The following is a 15,104-nucleotide window of genomic DNA, read 5'->3' on the forward strand; positions in this document are numbered from 1 at the left end:
CCGTTCGCGGGCTTTTTTTTATCTAAAAAATATATCAAGGCTAGTATGATTTGGGTTTAAGACTGGCGTCTCAAAATAAGGTAAGTATTCTCTTGGCAAAGCCACGTCAAAGTATTCCATAGGTGACAAAGATGGTTGCTTTTTAAACGCGTTGTTATTCGTCCCCTCACATGTATCAACTGGCCATAGTGGGTGACTAAACTGTTGCTCCAACGTACTTTTAGCGTAGCTCCTTGGCGCGATAACAAGATTAAACCCCAATTCAGTGGGAGACGATTCGTTGCAAAATATTTGTTGATGCGAGCGGGCTATTTTATATTCATCATATAGATTTAACCAATGGCCAACTTCATGAAGTAGAACTTGAGCAGTATCCCGATAGTCTAGGTAAATCAACGGTCCAACGCTATTAGCTCGACCAGTTTCCCCTACTACTAACAAACGAAGCTTTTTATCTTCTATTGAAATAGGCAAGGCTTCTTGCAGAATGTTTCCCAAACTTTTCTTATCACACGTAAGTAGTCCGTGATTATTTTCATCACAAATTCTATTTAAGCGATAATCCACGGTAATTGGTGAGAAACAAATTGCTTGTTGGGAGTTGGGCAACAAAGAAAAAAACTGTTCAATTAATTGACCGCTGTGTTTCGCTAGTCTTAGTGATGATGAATATACCAAGACTTTGAGTTCACAGCTCGACGCAACATCAAACTCCCGCCACGCTCTATCGTACGTAGAGTAATTAATACTTTGATTTAAGTTAGCCACGTTACGTTTCGTTTGTCTCTTTGTTTTAGAGTCCGGACTATTACTTTTTAAAAGGAGTACTGCGTCTTTTAAGTGCTCAAATAACGCAACCGCACTAAAATCTTGCTCTGCAAGTCGTTCTTTTTCTAACTCAGCGAATAAAAGCGATGCGCTTTGCCACTCTTTTAACGTTACAAGTTGTTCTATGCGGTTCAATGTCGCTATGGGGTGACCGCTTTTTAATGCAACCTCTAACCAAATATTATTATACTCGACATCTTGCTGCGCTTTCTTAACATGTAGTTCCCAAATAGCGTCGATGTGGCCAGCCATTGCCGCCTCTTCGAGCCAATAAATATTTTGCTTCGTCTGGTAAAGTTGATATGCGGCTAGCCCTTCTCCAGAGCTAGCTGCGGCATATACATAACTTGATGTTTTATTGAAGTGATAATGAACTTGACTAGCTGATAGAAGAATACTGTCAGCCACCAGTAAGCTTATGGTAAAAAGTGAAACTACTTTACATGCAGTTAAATATTTTCTGGACATGAAACCTAACTAATCCAGGGTTTTAAGACTTTCTCTGTTATTAAAACGCTGTCGCGCTAACTCATATAATTTTGATAACTCAAGTTTTGAATATTTGTGTTCAACAAACTCATGTACGCCCGTAGTTAATGCTAAACGAAAGTAATTTTTAGCAGACTCTTCTTCACCAACAAGCAGTTTAAATTTAGCCAAGTAAAAATACCCTTCACACAAACGCTCTGTTAATTCTCGCGAACTGTTTAGATTTTTACCCATGTTATCAATAAAGGTTTGCTCTGATATATTGCCCAGCAGTAAGTCAACAATTTGATAGGACCATTGATTTGGATTCAGCTGACTTGCGTTGTAAATTAAGCGTAATTTAGCACCGTTTAAATCTTCAGATGCTTCGCTAAAATACAACCAAATAGCTCGATAAGGATCTTCAGGTTTTTTAACGTAAAACTGTTCTAAATCTTCCATTGCCAACTTATTACGTCCGTAATAATGAAGTGCAATGCCGCGATTTAAATTTACATATTGATGATTAGGGTCAATTTCTAATGCAGAGTCAAAAGCTTCAAATGCTTGTGCGTATTGACCCATTAAAGTTAAGTGAATACCGATAAAATTGTATGCATCGGCAAAGTCTGGTTTGTGCTCCAATGCACGTCTAAAGTCTAACTGAGCCAGAGAGCGCAAACCTAAACTGTCATACATTACGCCTCGGTCGTAGAGTAGCTGCGCTAACTTTTCTTTTTCAAGTTTAGCGTGATTAATAATTTGAGTAAGTTTAGCAATTGCCAACTCACTCTTATAATCAACGTTTAAAGGCTCTGAAATCAATACATTATTGACAACATGTGGCTCACTATTGTTTGCTATTTTTTCTGTTGACGCACAACCAGTTAACAATATTGATAGCAACACTAAAGACAAACCAGCTTGTTTCATAATAACTCCTATAAATTAAGTCATCATTAATAACATAAAAGTAAACGTAGCATAAGCCTAGCAACAAAAAAGAGAGCCTAGGCTCTCTTTATTTTATTCTTTAACAACAAAAACAATGTTTTGCTGATAATTTTAGTCAGATAATTACTCTGCTGCTGGTGCTTGTTCCGCTACCGCTTCTTTCATGCTCAAACGAACACGACCTTGGCGGTCGATCTCAAGAACTTTAACAACAACTTCTTGGCCTTCAGATAAAACGTCAGATACATTCTCAACACGCTCTTGTGAGATTTGAGAAATATGAACTAAGCCGTCTTTACCAGGTAGTACGTTTACAAACGCACCAAAGTCTACGATACGAGCAACTTTACCGTTGTAAGTTCTGCCAACTTCTAAGTCAGTTGTTAATTGCTTAACGCGCTCAATACAAGCTTGTGCACTTGCACCGTCAGTTGCAGCAATTTTAACTGTACCGTCATCTTCAATTTCAATTGTTGTACCCGTTTCTTCAGTAAGAGCACGGATTGTTGCGCCGCCTTTACCGATTACGTCAGCAATTTTCTTTTGAGGGATCTTAACTGTGTAGATACGTGGAGCAAACTCAGACATTTCTTCACGGTGACCACCGATTGCTTCGTCCATTACCGTTAGGATATGTAAACGAGCTGCTTTAGCTTGTACTAAAGCTTTGTCCATGATCTCTTTAGTGATACCTTCAATTTTGATATCCATTTGAAGTGCAGTAATACCTTCTGCAGTACCAGCAACTTTAAAGTCCATGTCGCCTAAGTGATCTTCGTCACCTAAGATATCCGATAATACAACAAAGTTGTTATCATCTTTAACTAGACCCATCGCGATACCAGCTACAGAAGCTTTGATTGGAACACCCGCGTCCATTAGTGCTAGAGATGAACCACAAACAGAAGCCATTGAAGATGAACCATTAGACTCTGTAATTTCAGAAACTAGACGCACTGTGTATGGGAATTCAGCTTGTGAAGGCATAACGGCAGCAACACCACGCTTCGCTAGACGACCGTGACCAATCTCACGACGCTTTGGCGAACCGATCATGCCAGTCTCACCTACACAGTATGGAGGGAAGTTATAGTGAAGCATGAACGGGTCACGACGTTCACCTAGTAGCGAATCGATGATTTGAGAATCGCGCTCTGTACCTAAAGTACAAGTAACAATCGCTTGCGTTTCACCACGAGTAAACAAAGAAGAACCGTGCGTACGAGGTAAAATACCTGTCTTAACGTCTAGTGCACGAATCATATCTGGTTCACGACCATCAATACGTTTTTCGCCCGCTAATATACGAGAACGAACAACATCTTTTTCTAAGTCATGAACTAGTTCAGATACTTCTTTTTCGTTGAAGTCTTCTTCGCCAGCTTCTTCCGCTAACTTAGCGATTGTTGCTGCTTTAACTTCACCAACGGCCGCATAACGGTCCATTTTGTCAGCAATTGCATAAGCAGCTGTGATGCCTTCTTCTGCAAGTGCTTTAACTTTGTTTTTAAGTTCTGTATTTTCAGCTGGTGCAGACCATTCCCAAGCTGGGTTGCCAACTTCAGCTGCAAATTCTTTTATTGCTGAAACAGCGGCTTGCATTTGCTCATGGCCATATACAACAGCGCCAAGCATAGTTTCTTCTGATAAAACTGCAGCTTCTGATTCAACCATAAGTACTGCATTGTCAGTACCGGCAACAACAAGATCAAGGTCACTTGTCGCTAGCTCTGTTTGAGAAGGGTTTAATACGTACTGGCCGTTTACTACACCAACACGCGCAGCACCGATAGGACCATTAAATGGAATACCAGAGATAGTTAATGCTGCAGACGCACCAATAAGTGCAACAATATCAGGTGCAATTTCTGGATTTACCGACATTACTGTACAAACAACTTGTACTTCATTTTTGAATGACTCTGGGAAAAGTGGACGTAATGGACGGTCAATTAGACGCGCGATTAACGTTTCTTCTTCAGAAGGACGACCTTCACGTTTAAAGAAACCACCTGGGATTTTACCGCCTGCATAGGCTTTTTCTTGATAATTTACAGTTAGAGGGAAGAAGTCTTGACCTGGCTTAGGTTCTTTCTTTCCAACAACACTTACGAATACTGAAGTATCACCGATACTTGCCATTACGGCAGCACTTGCTTGACGCGCGATTACGCCAGTTTCAAGAGTGACCTCATGCTGACCGAATTGAAATTTTTTGATAATTGGAGTCACATTTATTTCCTTTATATAGCGATTCAGTTTTTTTCGTTTAGCGCTTTTTATTGGCTATATTTTTCATTTCATATACCCACGCTGACTGAATCAGATTTTTTCATTTAAGTTCGTGGCATATTATACGTAGGTCAAACTCTATTGCTATTAAAATTAAGTTACAGGCACAAAAAAAGGAGCAAAAATGCTCCTTCTTATTAATCTGAAATCAGATTTTATTAGCGACGTAAGCCTAAACGTTGGATTAGGGCATTGTAACGCTCAAGGTTACGACCTTTTAAGTAATCTAAAAGTTTACGACGTTGGCTAACTTTGCGTAAAAGACCACGACGTGAGTGGTTGTCTTTTTTGTGTGCAGCAAAGTGACCTTGTAGCTTGTTGATGTCTGCAGTTAATAATGCAACTTGTACTTCAACAGAACCAGAATCTTTTTCGTTTGCACCAAAATCCGCTAGGATTTTAGCTTTATCTTCAACGCTTAGTGACATAAGTCTCTCCAAAAATAAAATATGATGTGGTAGCAGCCAATCACTAACTCAGCCACTACAAGATAATCTCGAATTAACGAGAGTCGCGCATTCTACGCAACTACCAGTAAAACTCAAGCGTTTTTTACTACCAGACGCTTAACTTTAATATGTCCTTGAGAAAAACAAACAACCCCTTCAAATTCCCCTGTTACGGAATCAAAGGCAACAAACTCAGTGTTTTCATCTTTCACCGTGTATTGTTTAAATAAAGTGTCATTCTCTTCTACGATAATAGCGTCAATAGGCACTGTTTGGCCATATCGTAAAGTCTCAAAGGCTCTAGGTGCTAGCTTTATTTCTGGCATACCGATTAAAGCGGTTTGCATTGGCAATAAATGACTATCAAGCGCAGTGTAATCAACTTCATTTTCTGGATTACCGTCAATAAAGTTATCGTCTTTTAAACGCTGAATTTCATCTAGTGTTAGCATTTTATCAACTGGATAATTGGCGACTTGAGTTCTACGTAAAACTTTTACATGTGCACCGCAACCTAACAGCTGCCCTAAGTCATCCACTAGGGTTCGGATATAGGTGCCCTTCGAACAACGAACTTGAAAATCAGCTTCATCACCTCGAAATTCAAGCAACTCAAATTCATAAATTGTTATCGGTCGCGCCGCTCGTTCAACTGTGATGCCTTGACGAGCTAACTTATAAAGGGGTTGACCGTTATGCTTCAAAGCAGAAAACATTGTTGGAACTTGTTGGATATCTCCGGTGAGCGACTTTTTAAGCTCTACAATTTGTGCTTCTGTGATATCAACATCGCGTACTTCAACGATTTCACCTTCAGCGTCACTGGTATCTGTTCGTTCACCAAACTTAGCCGTCACAAAATAACTTTTATCTGAATCCAATAAATATTGACTAAATTTTGTCGCCTCTCCCAAACAAATGGGGAGCATCCCCGTTGCTAAAGGATCAAGCGCTCCTGTATGCCCTGCTTTTTGGGCATTAAAAATAGCTCGCACCTTTTGCAATAGATTATTTGACGACCCACCTTCAGGCTTATCGACAAGGATAATGCCGTTGATCGCACGGCCTTTTTTTCTACGCGCCATGCTAATTAATCGTCCAGATTTTCCGCAGGGTTCTCACCTGATGCTTTACGTAAAACCTTATCTTTTTCGATAGCTTCATCAACCTTGTTCGACATCTTGATCCCGGTTACTAAACTATTATCGTAGATAAACTTAATTTCAGGAACGATGCGTAAACGCATACGTTTACCAATTTCCATGCGGAAAAAGCCATTCGCTTTATTTAAAATCGCTAACGCCTCAGCAATTTCTTCTTCTTCTTTGCCAAAAAACGTTACAAAAACTGAAACATAAGCAAGGTCTTTTGTTACTTCTACTTCTGATACGGTAACCCAGCCAATTCGTGGGTCTTTAAAATCACGCTGTAAAATCATCGCAATTTCTTGTTGCACTTGTTGCGCAACGCGGTCTGTTCTAGAAAAGTTTCTATCCACTTTTCTCTCCTATTAATTAGGGACTAAAAGTTAAAGACAAAAAAGGGGCACGTTAGCCCCTTTTATACGTCAGCCGTTAAAAGGCGATTATAAAGTACGTTGTACTTCAACAATCTCGAATACTTCGATCATGTCGCCAACTTTAACATCATTATAGTTCTTAACGCCGATACCACACTCCATGCCATTACGAACATCTTGTACGTCATCTTTGAAGCGACGTAGAGATTCTAGCTCACCTTCATAGATAACAACGTTGTCACGCAATACACGGATAGGGTTGTTACGTTTAACATTACCTTCGGTAACCATACAACCTGCGATAGCACCAATCTTAGGCGATTTAAATACATCACGAACTTCAGCTAGACCAATAATTTCTTGTCTAAATTCTGGAGCTAACATACCTGACATCGCTTGTTTAACTTCATCAATTAGATCGTAGATTACGCTGTAATAACGTAAGTCAATGTCTTCTTGTTCCATTAAGCGACGAGCCGTTGCATCAGCACGAACGTTAAAGCCAACTACGATTGCATTTGAAGCTTGTGCTAATGAAGCATCAGTCTCAGTAAGACCACCTACACCACTACCAACAATGTTCACTTTAACTTCATCAGTCGACAAACGAGTAAGTGAGTCAGTGATCGCTTCTAGTGAACCTTGAACGTCCGTTTTAAGAACGATATTTAGTTCAGAAACATCACCTTCTTCCATATTAGCAAACATGTTTTCAAGTTTAGCTTTTTGCTGTCTAGCCAACTTAATTTCACGGTATTTACCCTGACGCTTGTTAGCTACCTCACGAGCTTTACGCTCATCACGAACAACAGTTGCTTCATCACCCGCTTGTGGTACACCCGATAAACCAAGTATTTCTACTGGAATAGATGGACCAGCTCTATCAATCTCTTTACCGTTTTCGTCTTTCATCGCTTTAACACGACCATACTCAAAACCACAAAGAACGATATCACCGCGCTTAAGCTCACCTTCTTGAACTAGAACCGTAGCCACTGGACCACGACCCTTGTCTAAACGAGACTCGATTACAACACCATGTGCTGCACCGTGGTCAACGGCAGTAAGTTCAAGTAGCTCAGCTTGAAGGCTGATTGCTTCAAGTAAGGCTTCAATACCTTCACCCGTTTTTGCAGATACGTGCATAAACTGAGTATCACCGCCCCAATCTTCTGGGATTACATCAAGTGCAGATAATTCGTTTTTAACACGATCTGGATCCGCAGACTCTTTATCAATTTTGTTAACTGCAATGATTAAAGGAACGCCAGCAGCTTTAGCATGCTGAACCGCTTCTTTAGTCTGAGGCATAACACCATCATCGGCTGCAACCGCAATAACAACAATATCCGTCGCTTTTGCACCACGAGCACGCATCGAAGTAAACGCAGCGTGTCCTGGAGTATCTAGGAAGGTAATCATGCCATTTGACGTGTCAACGTGGTAAGCACCGATGTGCTGAGTAATACCACCAGCTTCACCATCCGCAATGTTTGCTTTACGAATATAGTCTAGTAATGATGTTTTACCGTGGTCAACGTGACCCATTACCGTAACAACTGGTGCACGAGATACTGCATCGCCTTCACCTGATGCACGATCTGCTAGTACTGACTCTTCTAATTCGTTAGATTTAGTTAGTACAAACTTATGACCCATTTCTTCAACAACTAAACTCGCTGTTTCTTGGTCTAGGACTTGGTTGATTGTAACCATTTCGCCCATTTTCATCATCGTTTTAACAACTTCAGCACCTTTAACGGCCATCTTATTTGCTAATTCTGCAACGGTAATGGTCTCACTAATTTTCACCACTTGCTCTACTGGAGAGGCTGGCTTTTGGAAGCCGTGTTGATTTTTAGATTGCTTGCCTTTTTTACGACGACCTGTCAGAGGAGCTTCTTCTTTATCGCCTTTTTTCTTAGCTTTGCGACGAGACTTTTTCTCTTCTTGCTTGTCTTGATCATCTTCAGCTAGCTGAGCATAAACTGAACTGTGAACGTGAAGATCTTCTTCTTTTTCGTGTTCAAGTTTATATTTACGCTGTGCTTCTTGCTCTTCCCACTCTTTTGCTTTTTCTTCAGCAAGTTTGCGAGCTTCTTCAGCAAGCTTATTCGCTTCCTCTTCTGCTTTTTTAAGAGCTTCTTGTTCAAGCGCTAAACGAATTCTTTGCTCTTCAGCTGTTTCAGGCTTTTCAGCTTTTTTCTCAGAAGGCTTATTCGCTTTTGCGTTTTTAGCTGCTTCTTTACGCTTCTCATCTGCTTCTTTTTTAGCTTTTGCTTCAGCTTCGCGCTTCGCTTTTGCTTCAGCTTCACGTTTCGCTTTTTCTTCCGCTTCACGTTTCGCAGCTTCTTCAGCTTCGCGTTTCGCCGATTCTTCAGCCGCTGCCATTGCTGCTAATTCTTCAGGGCTACGTTTTACAAATGTACGTTTTTTACGAACTTCTACTTGTACATTTTTCGACTTACCTGAACCACTATTTACACTTAATGTGCTTTTAGTTTTACGTTGCAGAGTCATTTTTGTAGGTTCTGCACCCTCGCCACCATGAGCTTTGCTTAAGTGGTCAAGTAATTGCTTTTTCTCAGCTTCATTAACCATATCGCCAGCAGACTTTTTAATGCCTGCATCTGCGAATTGTGAAACCAGCTTCTCAACCGGAGTGCCCACATCTTGGGCTAGTTTATCTAAACTAACTTCTGTCATATTTCTAAATACCTCCGTTGAACCTATTGCTCTTCACTAAACCAAACAATGTTACGCGCTGCCATAATTAGCTCACCCGCTTTTTCTTCAGTAATCTCTTCAATGTCACTAAGTTCATCAACACCTTGCTCGGCTAACAATTCAAGGTTAGTAATACCTTTACTTGCAAATACATAAGCTAAATGACGATCGACACCTTCAAGGTTTAGTAAATCTTCTTCCGGTTCTGAATTTTCGAGCGACTCTTCATTAGCGAGTGCTCTTGTTGTAAGTGTTGCTTTTGCACGTGCGCGCAGTTCTTCAATTGTTTCTTCGTCTAATCCATCAACTTCAAGTAACTCAGAAACTGGTACGTAGGCAACTTCTTCTAGTGATGAGAAACCTTCTTCAACCAACATAGTTGCGAAGTCTTCATCGATTTCCAATCCTTCAGTAAACAGCTGAATTGTTTTGCTGTTTTCTGCTTGATGTTTTTCAGCCATGTCGGCTTCTGTCATTACGTTTAATTCCCAACCAGTCAATTGACTAGCTAATCGAACGTTTTGACCACTACGGCCAATGGCCATAGCAAGGTTGTCTGCTGCTACTGCAATATCCATCGACTTGCGGTCTTCATCAACAATAATTGATGCAACTTCAGCTGGTGCCATTGCGTTGATAACAAATTGTGCTGGGTTGTCATCATATAATACGATGTCAACTCGCTCGCCATTAAGCTCACCAGATACCGCTTGCACTCGCGCGCCACGCATACCAACACACGCTCCTACAGGGTCGATACGACGGTCGTTTGACTTAACCGCGATTTTCGCGCGAGAACCTGGATCTCGAGCTGCTGCCACGATATCAAGCATCTCTTCACCAATCTCTGGCACTTCGATACGGAATAACTCAATCAACATTTCCGACTTAGTACGGCTAACAAATAATTGCGGGCCACGTACTTCAGGCTTAACGGCATATAAGTATGCACGAGCGCGATCGCCTGGACGGAAAGTTTCACGTTGAATCATATCTTCACGATATAGAACCGCTTCAGCATTTGCCCCTAAGTCTAAAATCACGTTGTCGCGATTAACTTTTTTAACGATACCTGTAATTAATTCACCAACTTGGTCGTAGTATTGCTCAGCAATTTGACCACGTTCAGCTTCACGTACTTTTTGTACGATTACTTGTTTCGCCATTTGAGTTGTAATACGGTCAAATTTTATAGATTCAATTTGCTCTTCTACGTAATCACCCAGTTGTAATTCAGGCTCATCGTATTGTGCAGCAGAGATACTCATTTCTGCACTTGGGTTTTCCATTTGATGATCATCTGGAACAACTAACCAACGACGGAATGTATCGTATTCACCAGTTTCTTGGTTAATAGAAACTCTAACTTCAATCTCTGCTGTATGTTTTTTCTTTGTTGCAGCGGCTAAAGCAAACTCTAGCGCTTCAAAAATCTTTTCGCGTGGTACGGCTTTCTCATTCGATACCGCTTCTGCCACCAGTAATAGTTCTTTTGCCATTATACTTCGCTCCTTTAGTCTGGTTAGTCGAATCGAGCAACTAAATGTGCTTTCTGGACATTATCAATTAAAATAGAAAACACTTGGTTATCAACGTTGATATTGATCATATCGCCTTCAACTTCGACAAGTGTTCCTTTAAAATTACGACGGCCGTCTTGCGGCACATTTAATTTTACACTCACTGTTTCGTTTACCACTTTGGCGAAATGTTCAACGGTGAACAATGGACGATCCATGCCCGGTGACGAAACTTCTAAGCTATATTCGGTAGAAATTGGATCTTCAACATCTAAGATCGCGCCAACTTGATGACTTACATCAGCACAGTTATCAACCGAAATACCATTTTCATGATCAATGTAAACGCGCAACGTTGAATGATTGCCAGCACGTATAAACTCAACACCTAACAATTCAAAGCCTAAAGCATCAACTGCAGGTTGTAACATTTCAGTCAAACGCAATTCAAGGTTAGTCAAATCACCACTCCTATCACTAATTTTAAATACAAAAAAAGGGCCTAAAGCCCCAGTTGCATGTGCAGTTCAACAGCACACCACATAAACTGTTACAGAAACTAAAGCGCCCCGAATGTTTCGAGGCCTAGCTTCTGGGTCTACTAAAATACAAAGTTGCGATTGTTTTATAAATAGCTTCCTGTATTGGTTGCGGGAGCCGGATTTGAACCGACGACCTTCGGGTTATGAGCCCGACGAGCTACCAGGCTGCTCCATCCCGCGCCAGTAGACTAAAAACATTTTAAGTCGGTTTTCACGACTACTTTACAGAGAATTTCGTAAATAAATTCTGAGAAAGATTTGATGCGGTGGATTATACTCGCTATTAAAATACATTCAAGCTAAACCTGCTTTATTATTAGTTAATTTTAATTAATAAAATCTTAATTTTTGTTTTATTCGATTTAGTAGTAATTAATGCCAAATCTAATTTGTGGTATGGACCGATAACTTGTCATAATAAACATTAGTCATACTCAAGAGATTAAATTTATGCCAATCAATGGACACGCAAACAAACTCTCTGATCTTATCGGAAATACAGACCTTTTTACTATTCCAAGCTTAAGTCGCATCACACAATGTGATATCAGCGTAAAGTGTGAGTTCCAGAATCCCGGTGGTTCTGTAAAAGACCGTGCGGCGCTTCAAATGGTGTTAGCTGCAATAGAATCCGGTGAACTAAAGCCGGGTATGACCATAGTTGAAGGAACCGCTGGTAATACAGGAATAGGCTTAGCAATTGTTGCTAAATCTTTAGGCTTTAATTTAAAAGTTGTCATGCCAAAAGGGCAAGCCAAAGAGAAAGAGCAGATGATAGAGCTACATGGCGCTGAGCTTATTCTGGTTGATGCTGTGCCATTTTCAAACCCAAATCACTTTTACCATACAGCAAAGCGAATCGCTGAAGAAAATAGCGATTATTGGTGGGCAAATCAGTTTGAGAATACGGCGAACGCTGATGCTCATTATCTAACAACCGGACCTGAGATATTTACCCAGTCATCAGGTAACGTAACTTGTTTTGTATCTGCTGCTGGCACCGGTGGCACAATCGGCGGTATTACAAAGTACCTAAAAGAACAAAATGAAGCAATCAAGACTATTTGCGTAGATCCAAATGGTTCTGGTGTTTATAATTTTTTGCAGTCCGGGGAATATAAAGCGACCTCTGGAGGCTCATTTACTGAAGGTATTGGCATAATGCGTTTAGTTAATAATTTTAAACAAGCTCGTATCGACGAAACATTAACGATACCTGATAGTGATATTGTTACCTTAGCAAATTATGTTCGCCAACAAGATGGCCTAGTATTAGGAAGTTCCAGCGCATTAAATGTTACTGCTGCTTTTTATTCGGCACTGAAATACGGCCCGGTAAGTGGCGGAACCAAACAACACGTGGTGACTCTTGCGTGTGACTTAGGCGAACGTTCTGTTTCTAAGCTTTATAATGAGGATTTTTTGAAGACTCGTGATATTGATTCCGCGAATGAAACGATGGAGCAACTAACGAAACGTTACCTTCAAGAAGATGACTTATTAAAGTTAGCTTCATTTGATTATCGTTAATGAACGTTAAAAAAGGCGATACACTGTTATCGCCTTTTTAGTATCTGGCATTTCAAAACTATCGCTTACAATCAGTTGAATCTTCAGCCTTTGTGGGCGGAAGTACAGTCTTTAACGCCCTTATAGATTTCTCTATATCCTCTGATGTATTCATCAACCAGGAGCTAAATCTTAACGTACCTAGACTATGTATGTGGTCATGTAATGGTTGCGCACAATGAAAACCAGCTCGAACACAAATACCATCTCGCTCGCTAAGGGTATTAGCAATTATTTGGGCCGGCAAAGACTGAGGCGCTAAGGTGACAGGTCCAGGAGCATCCGAGTCTCCAGTAACATTTCCGGGTAGAGTTCATTTAGCGCTTGTCTTAATTGTATGGTAAGACCATGAACGTGTTGATGGACATTTTCCATACCAATATCTAACAAAAATCTTGCAGCAGCTCCTAAACCAATCACACTTTCCATGGCCGGAGTTCCAGCCTCAAAACACCATGGTACCGGCTTAATAGTTACATTATTTTGATTTACCTGTTCAATCATTGTCTGATGCTCAGCTTGACGATGACGTAAGGTTTGTTGCGCATCAGACCAGCATGATGTAGCCGAAAAGCGTTCTAAAAACGGGAATAGCCCGTATCGACCGACTATCGATTTCATGTGCATGCCAAACCCCTACCTGGATATTTATTAATCATCCTATCATAAAGATTTAGCTTAGCACTATGATTGCATAGTGCTTGACTAAAGAGGTTAGTTAAACCACTTAAGGGTGCCTTAACTATGTTTATCGCTTACGATAAACCTTAACATCGGTGTAGCCATGTTCATGCAGTAGTAGCGCCTGTAATCGACTCATTACGCCTCTATCACAATACAAGTAATACGACTTAGACTGATCCAAGTCACCAAACTGGGTTGCTATTCTGAAAAATGGCATCGTAATAACATCAATCCCCTCTATTACAAGAGGCGAATCTTCTTCCTCTTCAGGGCTTCTAATATCGATCACGATTGAGTTTTCTGAAAGCTCAGTAACTTGCTCTACCTCTGTTACTTCCTCATGAGACTCTGTTTCAATGTCGCGGACATCCATCAGAGACGCTTCTGCAATTGCCTTGTCTAATATACTGAAATCAAAATTATCTTCAGCGGATTCAATCTCACTAAGTACAGCGCGTGTTGTTGGTTTTTTAGAGATTACGCCACAATACTCCGGCATAGCAGCAGCTAGGTCGTGGCTACCTATTTTACGAGCCGTGTCGATAATTTCTGACTTATCTATATGAATTAACGGGCGCAATATAAGCATTTCCGTTACACGGTCGATCACATTTAAGTTTGTTAGGGTTTGAGACGATACTTGACCTAAACTTTCACCTGTTACTAACGCTTTAATATTTAACTTTTCTGCAACTTGCGCTGCCGCACGCATCATCATTCGTTTTAAAACAACACCCATTAAGCCATTGTCTATTTTAGTTAGAATTTCTGCTACTACAGGCTCAAAGTTAACCGAAACAAAACGTGTTTTATGAGAACTACTGAATGCTTTCCATATTTGATGAGATGCCTGTTTTACGCCTATTTCATGTTCTTTACCGCCTAGGTTAAAGAAACAAAAATGTGTTCTAGCACCGCGTCGAATTAGATGATACGCCGCTACTCCAGAATCAAAGCCACCTGACATTAACGCCAAAACATCTTCTTGGCTTGGCAACGGCATCCCACCTAAACCCTTGTGATTTGCTTTTATGACGTGAAACACATCTTCTCGAAGCTCGGCTTTGACCGTCACTTCAGGCTTTTTTAATTGAACTCGAGCCGTTTCTACCGCTTGGTTTAGACCGCCACCAATATAACGCTCTAATTCAGACGACGTAAAATCATGTTTACCCGTTCGTTTGATTCGGACACAAAATGATTTGCCGATAAGTTCGTCTTGCCAATGACGCGCAACATCTTTAAATGCCTGATCAAAATCCACAAACGGATATTCAACCACTTCATTAAATTGATCAACACCAGGAATTTTTACAATAAGATCAAGTAATTGTTCGCGTTCTTCAGGAGTGGCGTGAGGCGCATCAACTAAAATATCTGTCCAGCGAGAAATAATATGAGCTTTAGGGTGAACCTTTTTCAAAATAATGCGTAAATTAGATTCAAGTAGTTTATAAAACCGTTTGCGAACCGAGCGGCTTTTTATATTTATTTCTGGGTGGTATTTAACAATTAACTTCATAATATCTCATTTGTAGGTCAGTTCTCGCGT

Annotated in this window: 13 protein-coding genes and 1 tRNA gene; 1 reads left to right on the plus strand and 13 read right to left on the minus strand. The window is 40.5% G+C overall.

The genetic code is table 11. From position 1 onward, the window contains the following. Nucleotides 1–18: 18 nt before the first annotated feature. From J9318_RS11135 to J9318_RS11180, 10 genes are all read right to left on the minus strand, one after another. Complete coding sequence (locus J9318_RS11135) at nt 19–1,296, minus strand: hypothetical protein (RefSeq protein ID WP_210559992.1); 1,278 nt, start codon at nt 1,294–1,296, stop codon at nt 19–21. 9 nt (nt 1,297–1,305) lie between these two features. Continuing rightward, a complete protein-coding gene (nlpI, locus tag J9318_RS11140) occupies nt 1,306–2,229 on the minus strand; it encodes a lipoprotein NlpI (protein WP_210559993.1) in 924 nt (307 codons plus the stop codon). Between the two features lie 144 nt (nt 2,230–2,373). After that, nucleotides 2,374–4,482: a polyribonucleotide nucleotidyltransferase gene (pnp, locus tag J9318_RS11145; protein WP_210559994.1), complete on the minus strand. Its 2,109-nt coding sequence runs from the start codon at nt 4,480–4,482 to the stop codon at nt 2,374–2,376. 218 nt (nt 4,483–4,700) lie between these two features. Then, the gene (gene rpsO / locus J9318_RS11150; RefSeq protein WP_210559995.1) at nt 4,701–4,970 is read right to left on the minus strand and encodes a 30S ribosomal protein S15; all 270 of its coding nucleotides are present in this window, start codon (nt 4,968–4,970) and stop codon (nt 4,701–4,703) included. 113 nt (nt 4,971–5,083) lie between these two features. Further along, on the minus strand, nt 5,084–6,076 hold the full coding sequence (truB, locus tag J9318_RS11155) for a tRNA pseudouridine(55) synthase TruB (RefSeq protein WP_210559996.1): 993 nt from the start codon (nt 6,074–6,076) through the stop codon (nt 5,084–5,086). Nucleotides 6,077–6,081: 5 nt separating this feature from the next. Continuing rightward, nucleotides 6,082–6,489 (minus strand): 30S ribosome-binding factor RbfA, encoded by a 408-nt coding sequence (gene rbfA, locus J9318_RS11160; RefSeq protein ID WP_210559997.1) that lies wholly within the window; start codon nt 6,487–6,489, stop codon nt 6,082–6,084. Between the two features lie 87 nt (nt 6,490–6,576). Beyond that, complete coding sequence (infB, locus tag J9318_RS11165; protein WP_210559998.1) at nt 6,577–9,216, minus strand: translation initiation factor IF-2; 2,640 nt, start codon at nt 9,214–9,216, stop codon at nt 6,577–6,579. A gap of 23 nt (nt 9,217–9,239) precedes the next feature. Then, nucleotides 9,240–10,736, minus strand: coding sequence for a transcription termination factor NusA (nusA, locus tag J9318_RS11170; RefSeq protein WP_210559999.1), 1,497 nt, complete (start codon nt 10,734–10,736; stop codon nt 9,240–9,242). A 23-nt stretch (nt 10,737–10,759) separates the two neighbouring features. Then, nucleotides 10,760–11,218, minus strand: a complete 459-nt coding sequence (rimP, locus tag J9318_RS11175) for a ribosome maturation factor RimP (RefSeq protein ID WP_210560000.1) — start codon at nt 11,216–11,218, stop codon at nt 10,760–10,762. Between the two features lie 184 nt (nt 11,219–11,402). Continuing rightward, nucleotides 11,403–11,479, minus strand: a tRNA-Met gene (locus J9318_RS11180). A gap of 270 nt (nt 11,480–11,749) precedes the next feature. Between J9318_RS11180 and J9318_RS11185 the strand changes: the two genes are divergently transcribed. Continuing rightward, nucleotides 11,750–12,829, plus strand: a complete 1,080-nt coding sequence (locus J9318_RS11185; RefSeq protein WP_210560001.1) for a cysteine synthase A — start codon at nt 11,750–11,752, stop codon at nt 12,827–12,829. Nucleotides 12,830–12,887: 58 nt separating this feature from the next. Here the strand turns inward: J9318_RS11185 and J9318_RS14175 are convergent, their stop codons facing one another. From J9318_RS14175 to thiI, 3 genes are all read right to left on the minus strand, one after another. Then, the gene (locus J9318_RS14175; RefSeq protein ID WP_210560002.1) at nt 12,888–13,115 is read right to left on the minus strand and encodes an aminotransferase class V-fold PLP-dependent enzyme; all 228 of its coding nucleotides are present in this window, start codon (nt 13,113–13,115) and stop codon (nt 12,888–12,890) included. Between the two features lie 11 nt (nt 13,116–13,126). Beyond that, the gene (locus J9318_RS11195; protein ID WP_210560003.1) at nt 13,127–13,489 is read right to left on the minus strand and encodes an aminotransferase class V-fold PLP-dependent enzyme; all 363 of its coding nucleotides are present in this window, start codon (nt 13,487–13,489) and stop codon (nt 13,127–13,129) included. Nucleotides 13,490–13,616: 127 nt separating this feature from the next. Next, a complete protein-coding gene (thiI, locus tag J9318_RS11200) occupies nt 13,617–15,077 on the minus strand; it encodes a tRNA uracil 4-sulfurtransferase ThiI (protein WP_210562441.1) in 1,461 nt (486 codons plus the stop codon). Nucleotides 15,078–15,104 lie beyond the last annotated feature (27 nt).

Origin of the sequence: Psychrosphaera aestuarii, assembly GCF_017948405.1 — a bacterium.
GTDB classification, from domain to species: domain Bacteria; phylum Pseudomonadota; class Gammaproteobacteria; order Enterobacterales; family Alteromonadaceae; genus Psychrosphaera; species Psychrosphaera aestuarii.

What these genes read in the sequence shown, in the direction of transcription:
- J9318_RS11135 (WP_210559992.1), bottom strand. Translation starts at nt 1,296, where the DNA reads ATGTCCAGAAAATATTTAACTGCATGTAAAGTAGTTTCACTTTTTACC.
- nlpI (WP_210559993.1), bottom strand. Translation starts at nt 2,229, where the DNA reads ATGAAACAAGCTGGTTTGTCTTTAGTGTTGCTATCAATATTGTTAACT.
- rpsO (WP_210559995.1), bottom strand. Translation starts at nt 4,970, where the DNA reads ATGTCACTAAGCGTTGAAGATAAAGCTAAAATCCTAGCGGATTTTGGT.
- truB (WP_210559996.1), bottom strand. Translation starts at nt 6,076, where the DNA reads ATGGCGCGTAGAAAAAAAGGCCGTGCGATCAACGGCATTATCCTTGTC.
- infB (WP_210559998.1), bottom strand. Translation starts at nt 9,216, where the DNA reads ATGACAGAAGTTAGTTTAGATAAACTAGCCCAAGATGTGGGCACTCCG.
- nusA (WP_210559999.1), bottom strand. Translation starts at nt 10,736, where the DNA reads ATGGCAAAAGAACTATTACTGGTGGCAGAAGCGGTATCGAATGAGAAA.
- J9318_RS11185 (WP_210560001.1), top strand. Translation starts at nt 11,750, where the DNA reads ATGCCAATCAATGGACACGCAAACAAACTCTCTGATCTTATCGGAAAT.
- J9318_RS11195 (WP_210560003.1), bottom strand. Translation starts at nt 13,489, where the DNA reads ATGAAATCGATAGTCGGTCGATACGGGCTATTCCCGTTTTTAGAACGC.